Annotated in this window: 11 protein-coding genes; 5 read left to right on the top strand and 6 right to left on the bottom strand. The window is 43.1% G+C overall.

Annotated features, from left to right (window positions below):
* Positions 1-81 precede the first annotated feature (81 nt).
* Entirely contained in the window at positions 82-1215 is a 1134-nt protein-coding gene (locus ACKU4E_RS11400; RefSeq protein ID WP_320171195.1) for a hypothetical protein, read from the bottom strand.
* Positions 1216-1580: 365 nt separating this feature from the next.
* On the opposite strand from ACKU4E_RS11400, the gene ACKU4E_RS11395 reads away from it, so the two are divergent.
* From ACKU4E_RS11395 to ACKU4E_RS11375, 5 genes are all read left to right on the top strand, one after another.
* Complete coding sequence (locus ACKU4E_RS11395) at positions 1581-2759, top strand: tyrosine-type recombinase/integrase (protein ID WP_320171194.1); 1179 nt, start codon at positions 1581-1583, stop codon at positions 2757-2759.
* Positions 2760-2815: 56 nt separating this feature from the next.
* Positions 2816-3094: a type II toxin-antitoxin system RelE/ParE family toxin gene (locus ACKU4E_RS11390; RefSeq protein WP_136675751.1), complete on the top strand. Its 279-nt coding sequence runs from the start codon at positions 2816-2818 to the stop codon at positions 3092-3094.
* Positions 3094-3390 (top strand): HigA family addiction module antitoxin, encoded by a 297-nt coding sequence (locus ACKU4E_RS11385; protein WP_320171193.1) that lies wholly within the window; start codon positions 3094-3096, stop codon positions 3388-3390. The genes ACKU4E_RS11390 and ACKU4E_RS11385 overlap by 1 nt, the downstream gene beginning before the upstream one ends.
* A gap of 68 nt (positions 3391-3458) precedes the next feature.
* Complete coding sequence (locus tag ACKU4E_RS11380; protein ID WP_320171192.1) at positions 3459-4811, top strand: hypothetical protein; 1353 nt, start codon at positions 3459-3461, stop codon at positions 4809-4811.
* A gap of 41 nt (positions 4812-4852) precedes the next feature.
* The gene (locus tag ACKU4E_RS11375) at positions 4853-7153 is read left to right on the top strand and encodes an ATP-binding protein (RefSeq protein WP_320171191.1); all 2301 of its coding nucleotides are present in this window, start codon (positions 4853-4855) and stop codon (positions 7151-7153) included.
* Positions 7154-7459: 306 nt separating this feature from the next.
* Here the strand turns inward: ACKU4E_RS11375 and ACKU4E_RS11370 are convergent, their stop codons facing one another.
* The 5 genes from ACKU4E_RS11370 to ACKU4E_RS11350 all read right to left on the bottom strand — a co-directional run bounded on the left by ACKU4E_RS11370 (position 7460) and on the right by ACKU4E_RS11350 (position 15124).
* Positions 7460-9877, bottom strand: coding sequence for a S8 family peptidase (locus tag ACKU4E_RS11370; protein WP_320171190.1), 2418 nt, complete (start codon positions 9875-9877; stop codon positions 7460-7462).
* 135 nt (positions 9878-10012) lie between these two features.
* Complete coding sequence (locus ACKU4E_RS11365) at positions 10013-10975, bottom strand: ATP-binding protein (RefSeq protein WP_320171189.1); 963 nt, start codon at positions 10973-10975, stop codon at positions 10013-10015.
* Positions 10976-11055: 80 nt separating this feature from the next.
* Positions 11056-12528 (bottom strand): relaxase/mobilization nuclease domain-containing protein, encoded by a 1473-nt coding sequence (locus ACKU4E_RS11360; protein WP_320171188.1) that lies wholly within the window; start codon positions 12526-12528, stop codon positions 11056-11058.
* A complete protein-coding gene (locus ACKU4E_RS11355; protein ID WP_407944112.1) occupies positions 12519-12818 on the bottom strand; it encodes a MobC family plasmid mobilization relaxosome protein in 300 nt (99 codons plus the stop codon). The genes ACKU4E_RS11360 and ACKU4E_RS11355 overlap by 10 nt, the downstream gene beginning before the upstream one ends.
* 266 nt (positions 12819-13084) lie before the next feature.
* On the bottom strand, positions 13085-15124 hold the full coding sequence (locus tag ACKU4E_RS11350) for a bifunctional DNA primase/polymerase (protein ID WP_320171186.1): 2040 nt from the start codon (positions 15122-15124) through the stop codon (positions 13085-13087).
* Positions 15125-15134: the final 10 nt, after the last annotated feature.

Genomic DNA, 15134 nt, shown 5'->3' with positions numbered 1-15134 from the left:
TGTCTCCGTGGGGAAACTGTGGGTGTTTGAAACCGTATGGCAGTAGGGGGAAAACTTTGCAGTGAAAAATAAAAAATAATCTTATTTTTCACTACGAATAACAAAGTCATTGAGCGACAAGTCCTTATTAAAAGAGGCTTCCTTAGCCTTCTTCTTTGCCTCAACTAGATGAGCAATCTTTGCATACTCACTTTCACAAGGCTTTTTTACTTTCTTCTTACGATCTGAGACTTTCCCTGCATCAGGAAAAATACCACACTCAGCTTGATGTATATACTCCTTCGCTTTATTTAATTTATTGTAATAAGTTTTTTTGCGTGTATCGTAATTTTCGCACTTTTTGAAATCAGTATCCATCGTCTTTTCAATTGCTTCACGCTTTGTTTTATACTTTGTCTGACTATGAACGAAAGCTAACACTTCAGAATATTTTTCAAACTGTAATTTTCCAGTCGTATAAAATGGCTTTGTCGCAGCAATCCTAGAATTCGTGGCAGACTTTGGACAGACTTCTGTCAAATAATCCTTAAAGCTATCCATAATTAGTTGCACAGGTGCATCTGGATTAATTCTTACAAGATATCTATATTCATGACCGCCAAAAATACTCTCAGTACATCCTTCACGAGCTAGATCCATATAAAACATTAAATGATCACTATGTTCTCTTAAAAAGACAGGCGAATCATCATTACTATAAAATCGGTGCGCTTCCGCTGAAATTGACAATATAGTATCATCAGGACTTTTAAGACCCACTGTATTATTTAACTCGTAGAACAGTCTAACTCGATGTAGTACGTCTTCAAAACCATCATTAAATACATCCTGAAACAGAGGGAAAACACCACTCAAGACTGTTTTAACATTTACATCTCTATTAAACTTAAGCAGCAATTCTTCGTCAGAGAATGCCTTTTGTACCCAATCTTCAAAGGGAAACCTTAAATAATTATCACAAATACACCACGAATGAATTAACTCATCTTCAAAAGGATACTTTTTCTTTTTTTCATTAATTAGTGAGCATAAGGATTTATAATTTTTGCTAAGTTTCAAAAATTCACGATAAAATCTAAACTTTTTAATTTCGTCTTCAGATAATTCAAGTCTCATTCCGCTGGCCCTTTGCAACATATGAACAATTCCTACTTCACTCTGCTTCTCTTTGTGATCCGATATTTGATCTCGACCTGCATCTAAATAACGCTTCACTTCACGCCACTCTATTTAGTGAGTTCAGATGCATTATTAATCGACAAATACAAAACTTACAACATAAATGGGGACAAAAACGGGGACAAAACATATTTTAGACAAAACAAAAGGGCTTACACATTACGTGTAAGCCCTTGATTTTATTCTGGAGCCAACGATGCGAATTGAACGCACGACCTGCTGGTTACGAATCAGATTTACTTTTTTTCCTAACTACGCTATTTTTTCACATATATACTTAGTTTACTTAACTTTTAAGCGAACTAGACTTTCAGAAATGTTCATGTCATATCAGGTTAAACCACATAAAAGTGGTACCAAACTGGTACCTGATTTTAACTCTGAATTTTCAAGGTGAAGAAATGCGTAAATGGATTACTTCCTCAAAGTACCCCGGCATCCGCTGGTATGAACACTCCACCAGAAAGCACGGCCCCCACCCCGACCGCTGCTTTGGCCTTCGTTATTCACATAAAGGCAAACGATACCAGCCTACCTTAGGCTGGGCATCAGCAGGATGGACCGAAGCAAAAGCAGCCCTAACTCTGGCCGAACTAAAAGAGAACATCAGGACCGGTGAAGGCTGTATCTCCCTGACAGAAAAGAGAGAGCTCGCTGAGCAAAAACGAGAAGAGAAAGTCCTCAAGCAAGAAAGAGACAAAAAAGCCAGCATCACTTATTCCCTGTTCTGGGAGCGTTACTACTGGCCGCACCAAGCTCACAAGGCATACGGTTCTACACGAACTGAAGAAGGGCTCTACCGCAACTGGATTGCTCCAGCCATCGGAAATATGCCGCTTAGTGAAATCCGCCCCAAAGATATTGAAAAGATAAAAACCGCCCTCCTCAAAAAAAAGCGCACGACTTCCACAATCAAATACGTCTTTGGGACAATTTCTCACCTTTGGAATATGGCTAGACGCGATGAATATGTACACGGAGACTCACCTACCACAAAAGTATCAATCCCCAAAAGAGACAATCGCCGAGAACGATTCCTTACACCGGAAGAAGCCCAAGAACTATTAGATGAACTGAAACAGCATCGTGGTCATACACATGACATGGCTCTGCTTGCTATACGCTGCGGCCTACGCTTTGGAGAGATTGCAGCACTGACATGGCACGATGTAGATCTTTCAGGTAAAAAGCTCTCAATCAGGGACACAAAAGGCAAGGTCAACAGACAAGCTTATCTACTTACAGACACATTGAAAATGCTCGCTCGCCGCCTTGAGGAGTGTAAAGGGGTAGGCTCTGAACTGATCTTCCCCTCAAGAAATGGCTATATAATGAAAACCGTATCCAAAATTTTTTATCGCACCGTTGACCCCATGTTCAACGAAGGAATTGATGATCCTCGGCTACGAGTATGTTTTCATACCCTTCGCCATACATTCGCTTCATGGTTGGTCCAGCGCGGCGTGGATTTGTACAGTGTAAAAGAGCTTATGGGTCATGCTGACTTTAAGATGACCCAACGATATGCCCACCTTTCGCCGGATGGACTTATGCGGGCAGTAGAAGTGCTGGAAGAATAGTATTCACATCACCTTGACAAAGCGTTGCGCAGTGCGCAACATACAAATGAAGAACAATGATCAAAACATTTAAGCACAAAGGTCTGGAAAAATTTTATCGATCCGGTTCAACAGCCGGGATACAGGCCAAGCATTCCAAGCGGCTCAGAATTCAGCTTTCAGTCATCGATACGGCTCAGGAAGCGGAAGACATTAACCTTCCCGGATTCAGACTGCATAAGCTCAAAGGAAGCCGTGCGGACCTCTGGTCCATAACCGTTAACGGTAATTGGCGGCTGACCTTTGAATTCCGCGACGGGAATGCCTACATTTTAAACTATGAGGATTATCATTAATGACTATGTACAATCCCCCCCATCCCGGTGAGCTGATCAGCTCCGTATACATGGAAGAATACAATCTCAGCTGCCGCAAGCTGGCAATGATGCTCGGTGTGGCTCCGTCCACTCTCGCCCGTGTCCTGAACGCCAAAAGCGCGGTTTCCCCAGAAATGGCCCTGCGCCTCTCAAAGGTTCTCGGACGTACCCCCGAAAGCTGGCTGGCTATGCAGGCCAACTATGACCTTGGCAAGGTGCGTAGTCAGGTTGATTTGTCTGGGGTTACTCCTGTTGAGCGTGGGGCGGTGGTGTAAAAGAGCACACCTCTAAGAGCCTATAACCAAAGAGAAAACCATTACCCAAACTAGGATAAAGTAGCCTCATGCTTACATTAACTTCTCGCGAATGGGCTATTGTAACTTGGTTTGTTCTCTGCATAGGCGGCATAAGCTATGCTCCTCGCATGGCAGAAGCCAGAGAAGCATTTAAAGATGCGGCTCACTCCTTATTGCAATACAAAATAGTTATAATAACAACCTTAATTGCTGCCTACACTTGTGCAATAGTATATCTATTACATAAATATGGACTTTGGGACTTTTCACAAATTAAAGACACAACTATATGGTTCTTTAGTGTCGCTCTATTTTCCCTATTCAAGCTGTCAGGCAATGACAATACTTCTATCAACTTTAGACAGCTGCTAATGGACAACATCAAGCTTGTCCTTTTCATAGAAATTATCACCGGCACATATACTCTTCCTTTTTTAGCAGAAATGCTACTTATCCCCGTAGTCACTTTCTTAGGTATGATGGCAGTCGTCGCTGAACGCAATGAGCAATATTCTCTTGTCAAAAAAATTATCAGCTACACTATTTCAACAATTGGTTGGGGCTTGATCATTTATTCAGCAGGAGAATTAATTTCATCTTTAAGCAAAGAAACTGTCCAAGGGCTGGTTACAGATTACTCGCTGCCTCCTTTGCTTACATTGCTTTACATTCCCTTTTTATATTTCATGCAGTTGGCTTTGACGTATGAAAATATTTATTATCAAATCTATTTTAAAATCCCTTCAACAAAAATAAGATTTTTTGCAATATTTGCTGCCCTCATCGCCTTCAATGTAAGAACAAAATTATTAAAAAGGTGGGCAGATAGAATCTACTTCGCTGACAGAGAATCTTACAGTGGAATTTTTGATTCGATCATTTTCATGTTCAAAATGTTGCACAAGGAAAAAACGCCGCAAGTAATCCCAAAATCAGATGGCTGGTCTCCGCACTTAGCAAAGGACTATTTGCGCTCAGAAGGAATCAAAACAGGGTATTATGAACCCGCCATCGACAATCTTTGGCATGCTGATTCTATCGAGCCTAAGCAGATGGATTTCAAAACAGGAAATTCCTTCCGATATCGACTAGAAGGAGGCGAGGAAGCCGCGATACACCTGAAGCTAACCTTGGACATGAAAAATGACGCTGTATCAGAAGAACTATGGGATAAATTTTACACCTGCTCTCAGGTACTTTTTGAAAAATCCATGGAGCGTTCATTCCCCTTTGAGCTCAAAGAAGCTCTGTTATGCAGGGAGAATAAGGCAATACGAATTGATCAAATCTGTGTCTCCTTTTCTGTTGAGGATCTTTTTGACTCCACGGGGTACTTCTTCGCCCTCACAGCTTCACCTGAGCACATATATTACTCTTCGTGTAGGGAAATGAACGGATAACCTCACAGACAAACATTAAGATATAACACCACAATAAGCACATGCCCGACTACGACTTTAAGAATCTAGACCCCATCGACTTTGAGGAATTAACAAACGACCTGTTGTCAAAACACCTGAACGTTCAAGTTGAGAGATTTAAGCCCGGCAAGGACATGGGTATAGATGGTCGTTTTTATATAACGAAAGACCAAGCCTGCATCATCCAAAGCAAGCACTACGCTCGTTCTGGGTATAATTCATTGCTGACGACCTTAAAAAATACGGAAAAGGATAGAATAGAAAAGCTCGCTCCTAGTAGGTATCTCCTATCCACATCAGTCCCGCTCTCGCCGCAAAACAAGGATAAAATAAAGGCCGCACTTGCCCCGCATATCAAATGCACATCAGACATATACGGCAAAGACGACCTTAATGCCTTGATAGGTCAATTCCCCGGCATAGAACGCCAACACTATAAGCTTTGGATTCAAAGTTCCGGTGTTTTGGAAAGATTTTTAAATGCAGCCACATACAATCTTAGCGATCAAATCCTTCAGGATGCATTGGACTCAAGCAACAGCTATGTTGTCACAAACGCCCACAAGCAAGCTCTAAAAAAAATTACTCAAACAAACACACTTGTAATCACCGGAGAGCCCGGTGTAGGCAAAACGACCCTTGCTGAACAGATTTGCCTGCACTTTGTTGCAGATGGATATAGCCTGATAGCAGTAGAGGAAAATATCCAAAATGCACGAGCTACCTATAATGTCTCTGAAAAACAAATCTTCTATTTCGATGACTTCTTAGGCAGAAACTTCCTTGAGACATTGCGTTTCAACGAAGACACTCAAATAATGAGATTTATTAAGTTAATACAAGGCACTGGCAACAAGAAGTTTATTTTAACGTCAAGGACTAACATTTTAGACCAAGGATATTCTTTAGGCCAATTCAACACTCCAACAAAATTAAAAAACAAAGAATATATACTCAAAATTCAAGAATATACAGAAGAAGAAAAAACCCGAATTCTATATAGTTTTATGTGGAAAAGTGGATTGCCTCAAGAATACATGGAGAAAATTATCTCCAACGGGAAATATAGCAATATCGTGCGGCATCCCAACTATAACCCACGTATTCTGGAATTCATTACTTCCCAAGACCATTGCCAAGGCATTTCAAGTGAAAAATATGGTGATTTCATAGACAGATCCTTAAACAATCCCGTTGATGTCTGGGAACATCCATATTCTGCCCAGTTAGATGACTTTTCACGCGGCATGGTTGACCTTGTAGTCCTTGGAGGATCTTTTGTAAGTGAAGAAAGTCTGCAACACGCGTACAACAATTTTGTGGCAGCAGGGCAACATCTTGTAAGGTCAACAAGGCCAAATGATTTTTATTCCGTTTCAAAAGATTTAGCGCGAACTTTTATCAATAGAAACGAAATCCATTCTGGTTATGCAGGCAATCTGAAACGCGAAATCAAATATACCCCTTTCAACCCGTCCATCTCTGACTATGTATTAAATAAATATAAGAACAACCCCACACATTTCTCGGAAATGTTATTGTATTTCAAAGACGATGAAGGACTTGCAATTCTAAAACGGTTGTTGCTGAAGGATAAAAGCTTAGTTAATAAAGTAGCAGGATTAATTGCTGCAAAACTAGCAGATAGTATATTTACAAAAGGGATATATTTTGCGACCAAGCTAGGTATTTTGCTTAATAAACAAGACTTTAAGAAAACATTTAAATATGTTCCAGTTGAATATATCAAAAATGAACTTCAAAAAATCGAAACAGATAGCAGCACAATTGAATTCTGTAATCTCTTTTTCGCCATCAAAAATTGTTCTAAAGATGATACCTTTCAAATCTTTTGTATAATTTTTCGTAATACAAATAAATATAGTGACTTAGAAGAAGCCTCTGAATATGCCCTTAAATACTCATGGGACGATTCTCAATTATCAGAATTAAAAAATGCCTTTGCTGTAAACTATATACCTGCATGGACATATGAATGCAGCTATGACTTTATTAGTGAAAATATGACGGATTGTCCTAGTTATTTCGAAACACACGACTATGGAGATGGGCCTGATGTTTCCGTGTGTTTAGATGAATCCGAACTTGCACTGCTAATTTCTGAATCAACAAAACAAACGATTAGGCCAATAGCAATAGACGAGGCGTTAGATATTATTGCTGATTATGATTTGGATGAGATTGCCATCGAATTATACTCAGATAACGCAGGCGTAGAAGGTTTCTCCAGCAGCATAAAATCAAGTAATTCAGGTATAGATAATATTTTTGATGGATTTCTTGAGTCAAAATATAGCTAAACCAGCAGTTTTAAAATTTTTCAATACCTACTCAGGAAACTCCCATTCCCCATCACCAGTGCGACGAAATTCACCAGTATCCTTACATTTAGGGCAACGCATAATGCGCACACTCTTGCCTTTTATTTCACCACTAATCAAAGGGAGACTTTCACATTCAAGATTACACTTGTCACAATAAGCATCGGGGACACTGCCGTTATTTTCAACATGCTCATTTAAAACTATCATGGCTTACCTATAATGATTTGTATATTCACGAAACAAGGCCGCGCAAAAAAATGTCCACGGCAAGCATCAGACGTATTAAGTCTCAATAGGAACTTCCGTAGTGATTCCGACCTGATTTGCCACAGGAGTATAAATATCAATGGGCTGGTCAATGTTTTGCTCTGGTGAATGAAGCGATACAACGAGGGAGTATCGAGCTTGCTGGTTCCACCGACCAAGCCATGCCCTTTCACGCCACCATCCGATTACGGGATAAATCCCCACAAGATTACAAGCAGCCAATTCTGCGGCTGAGCCAGTCCAAATATCAGAGCTAATAGATCCTCTCGACCGACCATTGGAACCTATTGTCCAGCGAGCACTTCCGCTGTCCGTCTCAACTACTTCATCTTCGTCTCGTGCTGCGGCACTGAGTCTTATCCGAAATTGATCTTTTGTTTCTAAAGGACTGTTTAAATCAAATCTTAGCGCAAAGGAGGCGTATCTATATTTGTCTTTCCAGCCAACTTCCCCCGGTCCAGGCTCTATAAAATATGACAGCGTTATACGCATGGTGATTTGAGTATCACCAAGACTTTCAAGCACATCTTTAGGCCAAGGCAACTCATGAATGTTCATATCTTTAGTTCTGTATCTTGATCCTCTTTCCGCTCTATCGTAGGGCTGTAATGAACTTTGGGCAATTAATGTAAGTCGATTAGAAGCGCAGTTCAAAGCTCTATCAAGAGCAGGTACGCCATAGCCGCAAACTCTTAAAAGACGTGCGTAATCTGTTCTGTTTTGCGAATCTAAGAACTCGCTCTTCATTCTTTCTGGCCAAATAGCAGAATGTACCATCAAAGCACGCACTGTCTCAGGCCAAGCTTCAGGATATGTGTCTTGGATCTGCGCTGCCATCCAAGAAGCCTGTGCTGTAGCCGCACTTGTTGCATTAATCCAATCGAATTGATTCTCCCTAGGCAAATGACTTAAAGACAGTAGCGAAGTATCCTCACATTCAGAACAAAATCCATCAGGGGCTTTAATTAAATTTCCCCCCTCCATCACAATATCAGGTTTGTTGGGCCATTTATTTTCCCACATGCACGATGTTGTGCTATACGGAGACAGACTTCCTGAAGGGGCTACAGTCGTGTACTCAGTTAAATTTGTATCAGATATATAATCCTTTTCGGTATAAGCCCCAACTGTAAGTGCATTCCATGATTGTGCAGGATCAAGAAGAGATGAATTTTTATTGCTATCGGGATAATTCTGCCATTCTTCCTGTCCTTCAAGATTTCCCGCAGAAACAATGTATAAACGACGCTCACCCAAAATAATTTCACTGTCATCTCTGCCACGAACTAATTGATCGATAGAAAGCCCAGCAGCAAGAGCATCAATTGCAGCAGACCAAGAAGAAGGTTTGCCCTTATCTCTTCCATCATCGGCAGTTACAGCCATACAGTGAATATGGGTTCGATCTGGGGCTTGGATTTCTACAAAACTTGTCGCTTGCGAAGTAATCGTGCCGTATAAAGTTGGGACATTATGCCCACGTGGCGGCAAAATTTTAACGGACTCAAGGCAATGTGAGATCGTTACGGCATGATCAGTCTCAAGACATTGTTGGAGATTTCCATATGCAGCCAATCCACTCATCAAAGTCCCATGGCCCTTATGGTCATCTGTTCCCCAATCTGGTGAATAGGCATGCTTATCCGTATCCTGTAAAACAGGAGCAAGCAAATCATGCCCATTATTAACACCCGTATCGAGGATATTTATGGCTACACTGGGATCAGGAGAGACAGAGAGTCTCCCTTCAAGATTCTCAACCCATTCACTCTGGTCAAGATTCTCCAATTCTATCCAGAAATTAGCTGTTTCTTTTGCTTTTCTGAATTCTGCCAAAGAGTCTGACGACTCAAGCAATTGGGTTAGCCCTTCCTGATTGACCTGCACAAGAATAACAGTCCTTTCAGGAAAGACAAGACACCCTTCTTGGGTTGGATAATTTAATCTAGCGGCAAGAGATCGAAAATCGGATACAACTTCCGGAGTATCACCGCGAAGCCAGACCTCACACCAGACAGGGTCATCATTAGGGATTAAAGCAACGTCATCAGTCCAGAGAGACTCAAGTAGAGCTAATTGGACATTTTCAATACTAGTTAGCAGATTAAAGTTTTTCGGCTTACCACGTGAGGTTTCTTCCTCTACAAACTGCCGAACTCGTTCGACAAAATAGCCCTCCTCCCCTGATGGTATAAAAACAGTTGCCTTTGTTACTATCTGTGGGGAGTCCTCATTATCACCAGTATTGACTGTACGAACATTCAGTAAACGGATGTTCTTGCCTCTATTCTCCAAACTCTTCGTAATAAGATCAGAACCGGGCGCACTTTCAAATTCGAGATATGTTCCTTGGCGTGTAGGAAGAGAGAATGCAGTTCTACTCTCTGATCGCTCTAAAGTTGCTTGCCGTGCGGCCTCAAGCTTAATTTGCACGGCTTCTCCGTGTCCGGCTCTATTACGAGCTTGTAAGACAGGTCTTCTTCCTCCTGATGCAGAACTCGTATAAGGGTTGACTTCCGCAGTCCCAGACACAAAAATATGAGGTAATTCAGGCATGGTGTGTAATTTTTAATTCGATTTTCCGTAAGCTGACTTGCGCTCTTGAAGCATATTTTTCAGAATTCCAACTGTAACCTTACTCTTATCGGATAATATAGCATGCTTTATTGAATCATCGCAAGCCTGAACAACTTCCGCATGACTTAACCCCCGTACAGCATCACCTATTGAGGATAAGATTAATCGGGCAGGCTTGAAGTTCGCCAAGCGATTTTTGACTAACTGAAAAGCTTCATCTTCAGAAGGTAAGTCATAGTAAAGGACGTCGTCAAAACGTCTAAAAAGAGCTTGGTCTAAAATATTAGCATTGTTCGTTGCGGCAACAATCAAACTATCTGAATTATCTTGCTCAATTAGCTGTAAAAATGAATTTAGAACGCGCCGCATTTCACCGACATCATTTTCCCGCCCCCGTTCGGCCCCAATGGCATCAAATTCATCAAAAAGATAAACCCCTCTTTGTGATGAAATTATATCGAAAATTTGACGCAACTTGGCACTAGTCTCACCCATAAATTTTGTGACCAATTTGTCCATCAAAATGGTATACAGCGGCAGTTTCAACTCTCCAGCCAGAACTGAAGAGGTCATAGTTTTACCTGTGCCGGGAGGACCTGCGAGAAGGATTTTTCGGCGGTTTGTCATACCGTGCTTTTTTAGCTGATCCTGTTTATGGTACTCAAGAACAACTCTCTCGATTCTTTCGATTTTACTTTTTTCAAGAATTATATCTGAAAGTCGAGTGTGAGGAGTTGACCCCAAAACAAGATCATTAAAATCACGATTAAAAGGTATTACTTTTTGAGTGGAGGACTTTGCTTTATCAACTAAACTTTTTATATCGTTGGCTATAGCGGAGTGCCCCTTTCTGGCCTCATGAGCTGCAACCTGAAGGGCTATAGTTAAAAATCTGTCCCTATCTTCATCGACATGCGACCTGATCAGGGATTTAATTTGTTCTGCTGTAGCCATTATTATCTCCTAAAAAAATATACCATGTTCGTATTTAATTTTCCAGAAAATTGCTACCCCTCTGGGCTTCACACCAAAATTCACATCCTGCTGATAACTCTTACAGAGTTTTGTTTGCTTATTGTTTTTCGCTTATTTATTTTAATGTATTTAGACACACCTTCTCCAACTCGCTCAAAACACCTTCCAATCCGCTCAGCAAATCCCGGCAACCTTGGACCTCCTGTTCCAGCTCGGAAATCCTTTGCCCTTGTGCGGTTATCTTGCGGTCTTGATCTTTCAGCTTTTGCCTTTGCTCCTCGCTTAAGCGGCTTAGTGTCTCCGATAAGCTCCGACTTAACTCGTTCATGATCTACCTCGTTAGTAAAACGGCTGGCTGGCCGCTGTTTGTTTTGGCTATTTCCAACTTTATCCCTTTGGGGAAGACCAGATATTTCTGGCTGTCGTTCTGGTAGGCGTTGATGCCCCATTTCGTAAATTTGCTTTCTTTCTTCTTCTGGATTGCTATTTGCGCGTTGATGCTTGTTAGCTCCTGATGCTTTTCTTTGATTCTCCAGCCGTAGAATTCGGTCATGCAGACAGATATTGTTACCAACAACAGTGCGGACACGAAGTTCACCAAAATGCTTTGCCTCCAGTAGTGGGCCGAGATCTTGGATTGCTTTTTCTTGAGTTCCTGAAGGCGGTCCTCCATATCTTTGGATATGATATTCAGCTCGGACGCTGCGCACTTCCTCAAGCTCTCGCTCAAGTCTTGAAATACGCTCTGTACGGCTTGCTCCAGCTCCTTGGATTGGGCGTCCACCTGTTCCTTCAATTTGTTGCTCAGCTCGCCAAGATGCTGCATATATCCCTCCCTTCATCCTTATGCGTTGGCCGTCCTGTGGTGACTCCAGCGTGATGTAATTTTTACCTTTGCGCGGAATGGCAAAACCTGCGGACTCTAGAGCTTGAATCAGATCATTCCTTTCTTGATAAATGCCTTTAGCAATACCTTCGGCCAGATGACTTGTAATCTGATCCTTAAGTTCAGCCCGACTCTTGTTACTAAACTGGATTACCTTTCCGGGCTGAGATACTCGCGCCCGGTTCGGGTCATCCGGTCTTGCCCACTCCATTCGCTCATTCCAAAGATCCCGCCAGACATCATATTGCTTCTGCCATCCCGGCGGGCATGGATTCATGGCCTTGTCTTGGTGAAGCTCAGTGCGCGGAATGATGAAATGCAATTCATGATGTCCGGCATGGCTATGCCGAACCCAAAGGATGGAATATTGATCCGACTCCATTCCTGCAAAAGCTGTCTTTTCAAAGTCATCCATGACCTTGCGCTCAACTTCAGGGCTGACTTTGTCTTCAGGAGCCCAAGACAGCACACCGGATGTGTACTTCCATTTTCGATCTGTTGAGCCTATTACCTGTTGGACCATTTCCGGATCACCACGCAGGACTTCCGGCGGGGACTCCTCACGACCTTTCCGTTTCGGGTCAATCACGTACCCCACGGCCTGAGCACCATTACCCTGACCATGAGCGAATACCTTCATATACATTTCAGCTCCTGCTCGATGGAGGCCAGCTCGGCAAGGATCAGCAGAGCGTCCGCGCTGTTCTTGTGCGTATTCGCCCAGCGTGCAATTTGGTTCAGATTGTTTCCGATACGCGCCAAGTGGAGCAGCTTCTCTCTTTCTATTCTGCTGCGGCGCAATCTGGTCTGCCCCAACCGCACGCGCACAAAATCAGCCATGCTCATTCCACTTTCAGCAGCCATAGCGAGAATTAACTCTTTGTCCTTCGAACTAACTCGCATGGATAATTTTTCAGTTTTTTTGGCGTCAGTCATGTCTTTCAAAATCCAGAGGGTTTGAAGGGAGGCGGAGCAACTCCCTCACCAGCCCCAATGTTTTTGCGGAGCAAAAGTCCGACATTGGGTAGGCTGGCTTAACAGGATAAGCACACTCCACCAGCGAAGCCCTTTCAGTAGGTGCTACATCCACTTTTTTTATTTTATATTGCTAATTTCGCGAACTTTGCGAATTTACTAATTCAATATGAAGCGTGCGAATTTTGCGAACTTACTCGCAACGCACTTTGAGTAAATTCGCAAAATTAGCTTTTTTCGCATAAATAAAATATTTTTCGTGGTCGCCCTCCTCCTTGCGGCTTCAACTCCTCAACTCGGATGTTTTTGCTGGCAAGGAGATTATTCAGGGCCACGGTCATCTTTCGCTTTGAAATGTGATTCCCGAAAAATTTATACAGCCCGGAAGTATCCAGCTTTCCGCCGGACTCCTCCAAAGCTTCCATAATTTTCTGACAGGTCGAATCACTTTCCAGTCCTGCAAAGATGAACCGCGCCGACTGTTCACAATAATCCCAAAGAGCAAGAGCCGCTTTCAGATGAGGGAGCCGAACGCAGTCACTTCCATCAAGCAAGGCGTAAATCAACGCAATACGCCGGACATAAGCTTCAGAGCGGTTCAGCACAGAACCGAGCAAGTCAGCACGTTCTTTCGCCAGCAATGGATATATGTTTCCCCATTCCGTTTTAGCCTCAGGATCAAAATCCATCTGGGAACGAACTTTAGATGACTCCAGCAATGAAAGGAGCTTCTTTTGAAACGCTCTCACCTGCTGACTGTCCAAAGGTTCCGGGAAGGGGATCAATTTTGTTCTGCGGACGCAGAGCCATAGGAAACGGTTTGCAAAGCCATTGAAGATCTCAACCCGATCAAGTCGAGCGTGCAGCTCCTGCAAGGTAATGTGGGTCGTAATGGCAACATGGGGATCTGTTGCCACCAGCTTGCTTGTTTTGGTCAGCGGCTCGATGGTTCCGCCATCAAACAATGTACGGACAATGGTTGAAAGAGTATTGCCTTCACGTTTTGTACAAGCCAGAGCCCCTGCAAATTCTTGGTCAAGGATGAAAAGACGCTTGTCTTCAACTCCGGGGTCTATAGTAATCTGCTCACCAACCCCGGTACTTTTATCCACGTGATATTTCAGCTCCGGGTCACGTATGGCATGGATTAAGCCCTCACCACTGGACAGCGGTCCTTGAGAAGTTTGTGCCGGAATCCATTCCTTTTCATTGAAGGCGAACAGTTCCCTAATAGGAATGGAAGATGTCCCTTTACGCGCTTTTGAACTCTGCCCGACCAGCACTGCATTAATCCTGCTGTATTGCTTTTCTCCGGCAAACATATGAGGAGACTGCCCGACCTCAACACCAAACCGACACAGGAAAGTAGCGAGAACCGCAATAGGATCAGCTTCAGATTTCTCCACAGCAAATTCCGCAAATTCACCAGCAAACCCGTAAAAGGCGGCTTTATCCGGGATCGGCCACGCAGAGGTGGTTAGCCCTGAATATGGATTGCTTTCTTCCACAACTTTCTTCCCGGCCTGCACGCCGCTCTGAAGAGTTCGTTGAACTTCCTTCGGTCCCAAACCAGTTTGTAAAGCTGCTTTAGCAATAGCTTCAACATTCCCGCCATTCGCCTTACCAGAAGCAATGTCCCTCCCGACTTGAAAAGCAGCCTTATTTAGCGAATCGTTGCGAGTCCCTGTCTCGGCCTTCAGCAGAGATTGAACGTATGCAGTTTGGTTTGTCTGTGAGTTGGACGCTGAGCCATTAAGAATAAGCTCAACCAGCCAAGCAGGAGCTTCAGCGGGAGAACATTCGGTTATCCATTGGTAAGAATCACCCGAAGCATGAACCGATGGCGGTAGGATGATATAACCGCCAGTTCCACGGATATCGAGCCCCTTGCCGATCTTGCTGGCAGAGTTGCGGATCTCAATATCAGCAGGCTGTATGAAGAATAGATGCCGTCCCCCACTCCCGGTTCGCTGGGTCAGTGTCTCGGGTAGTGGTGAGTTCTGGCTTTCAAGCAAAGCAAGCGACTCTTCTCCGTGCGGAGGATCAATATCCAGAACAAAACTGTTCGCTCCGGTCGGGCTACCGATATTTGCCTGTGGGAATTGCTGCCACCATTGGGTGATTTGATTCGGATCAGTAATCGCGCTCTTGAATCCACCGGAAACGCAAGGCCGCTTTCCTGTGCATGGAAAGACGGGAATACCTAAAGTGGCATATTCCAAAACCGCCTTGCTAACGTCTAGGCCGTTAATATCAATAAGGAGCATATTATCTATA

The sequence above is a fragment of the Maridesulfovibrio sp. genome, from assembly GCF_963677005.1.
In the GTDB taxonomy this organism is placed as follows: Bacteria; Desulfobacterota; Desulfovibrionia; order Desulfovibrionales; family Desulfovibrionaceae; genus Maridesulfovibrio.
This window is presented reverse-complemented; position numbering and strand designations above follow the sequence as displayed.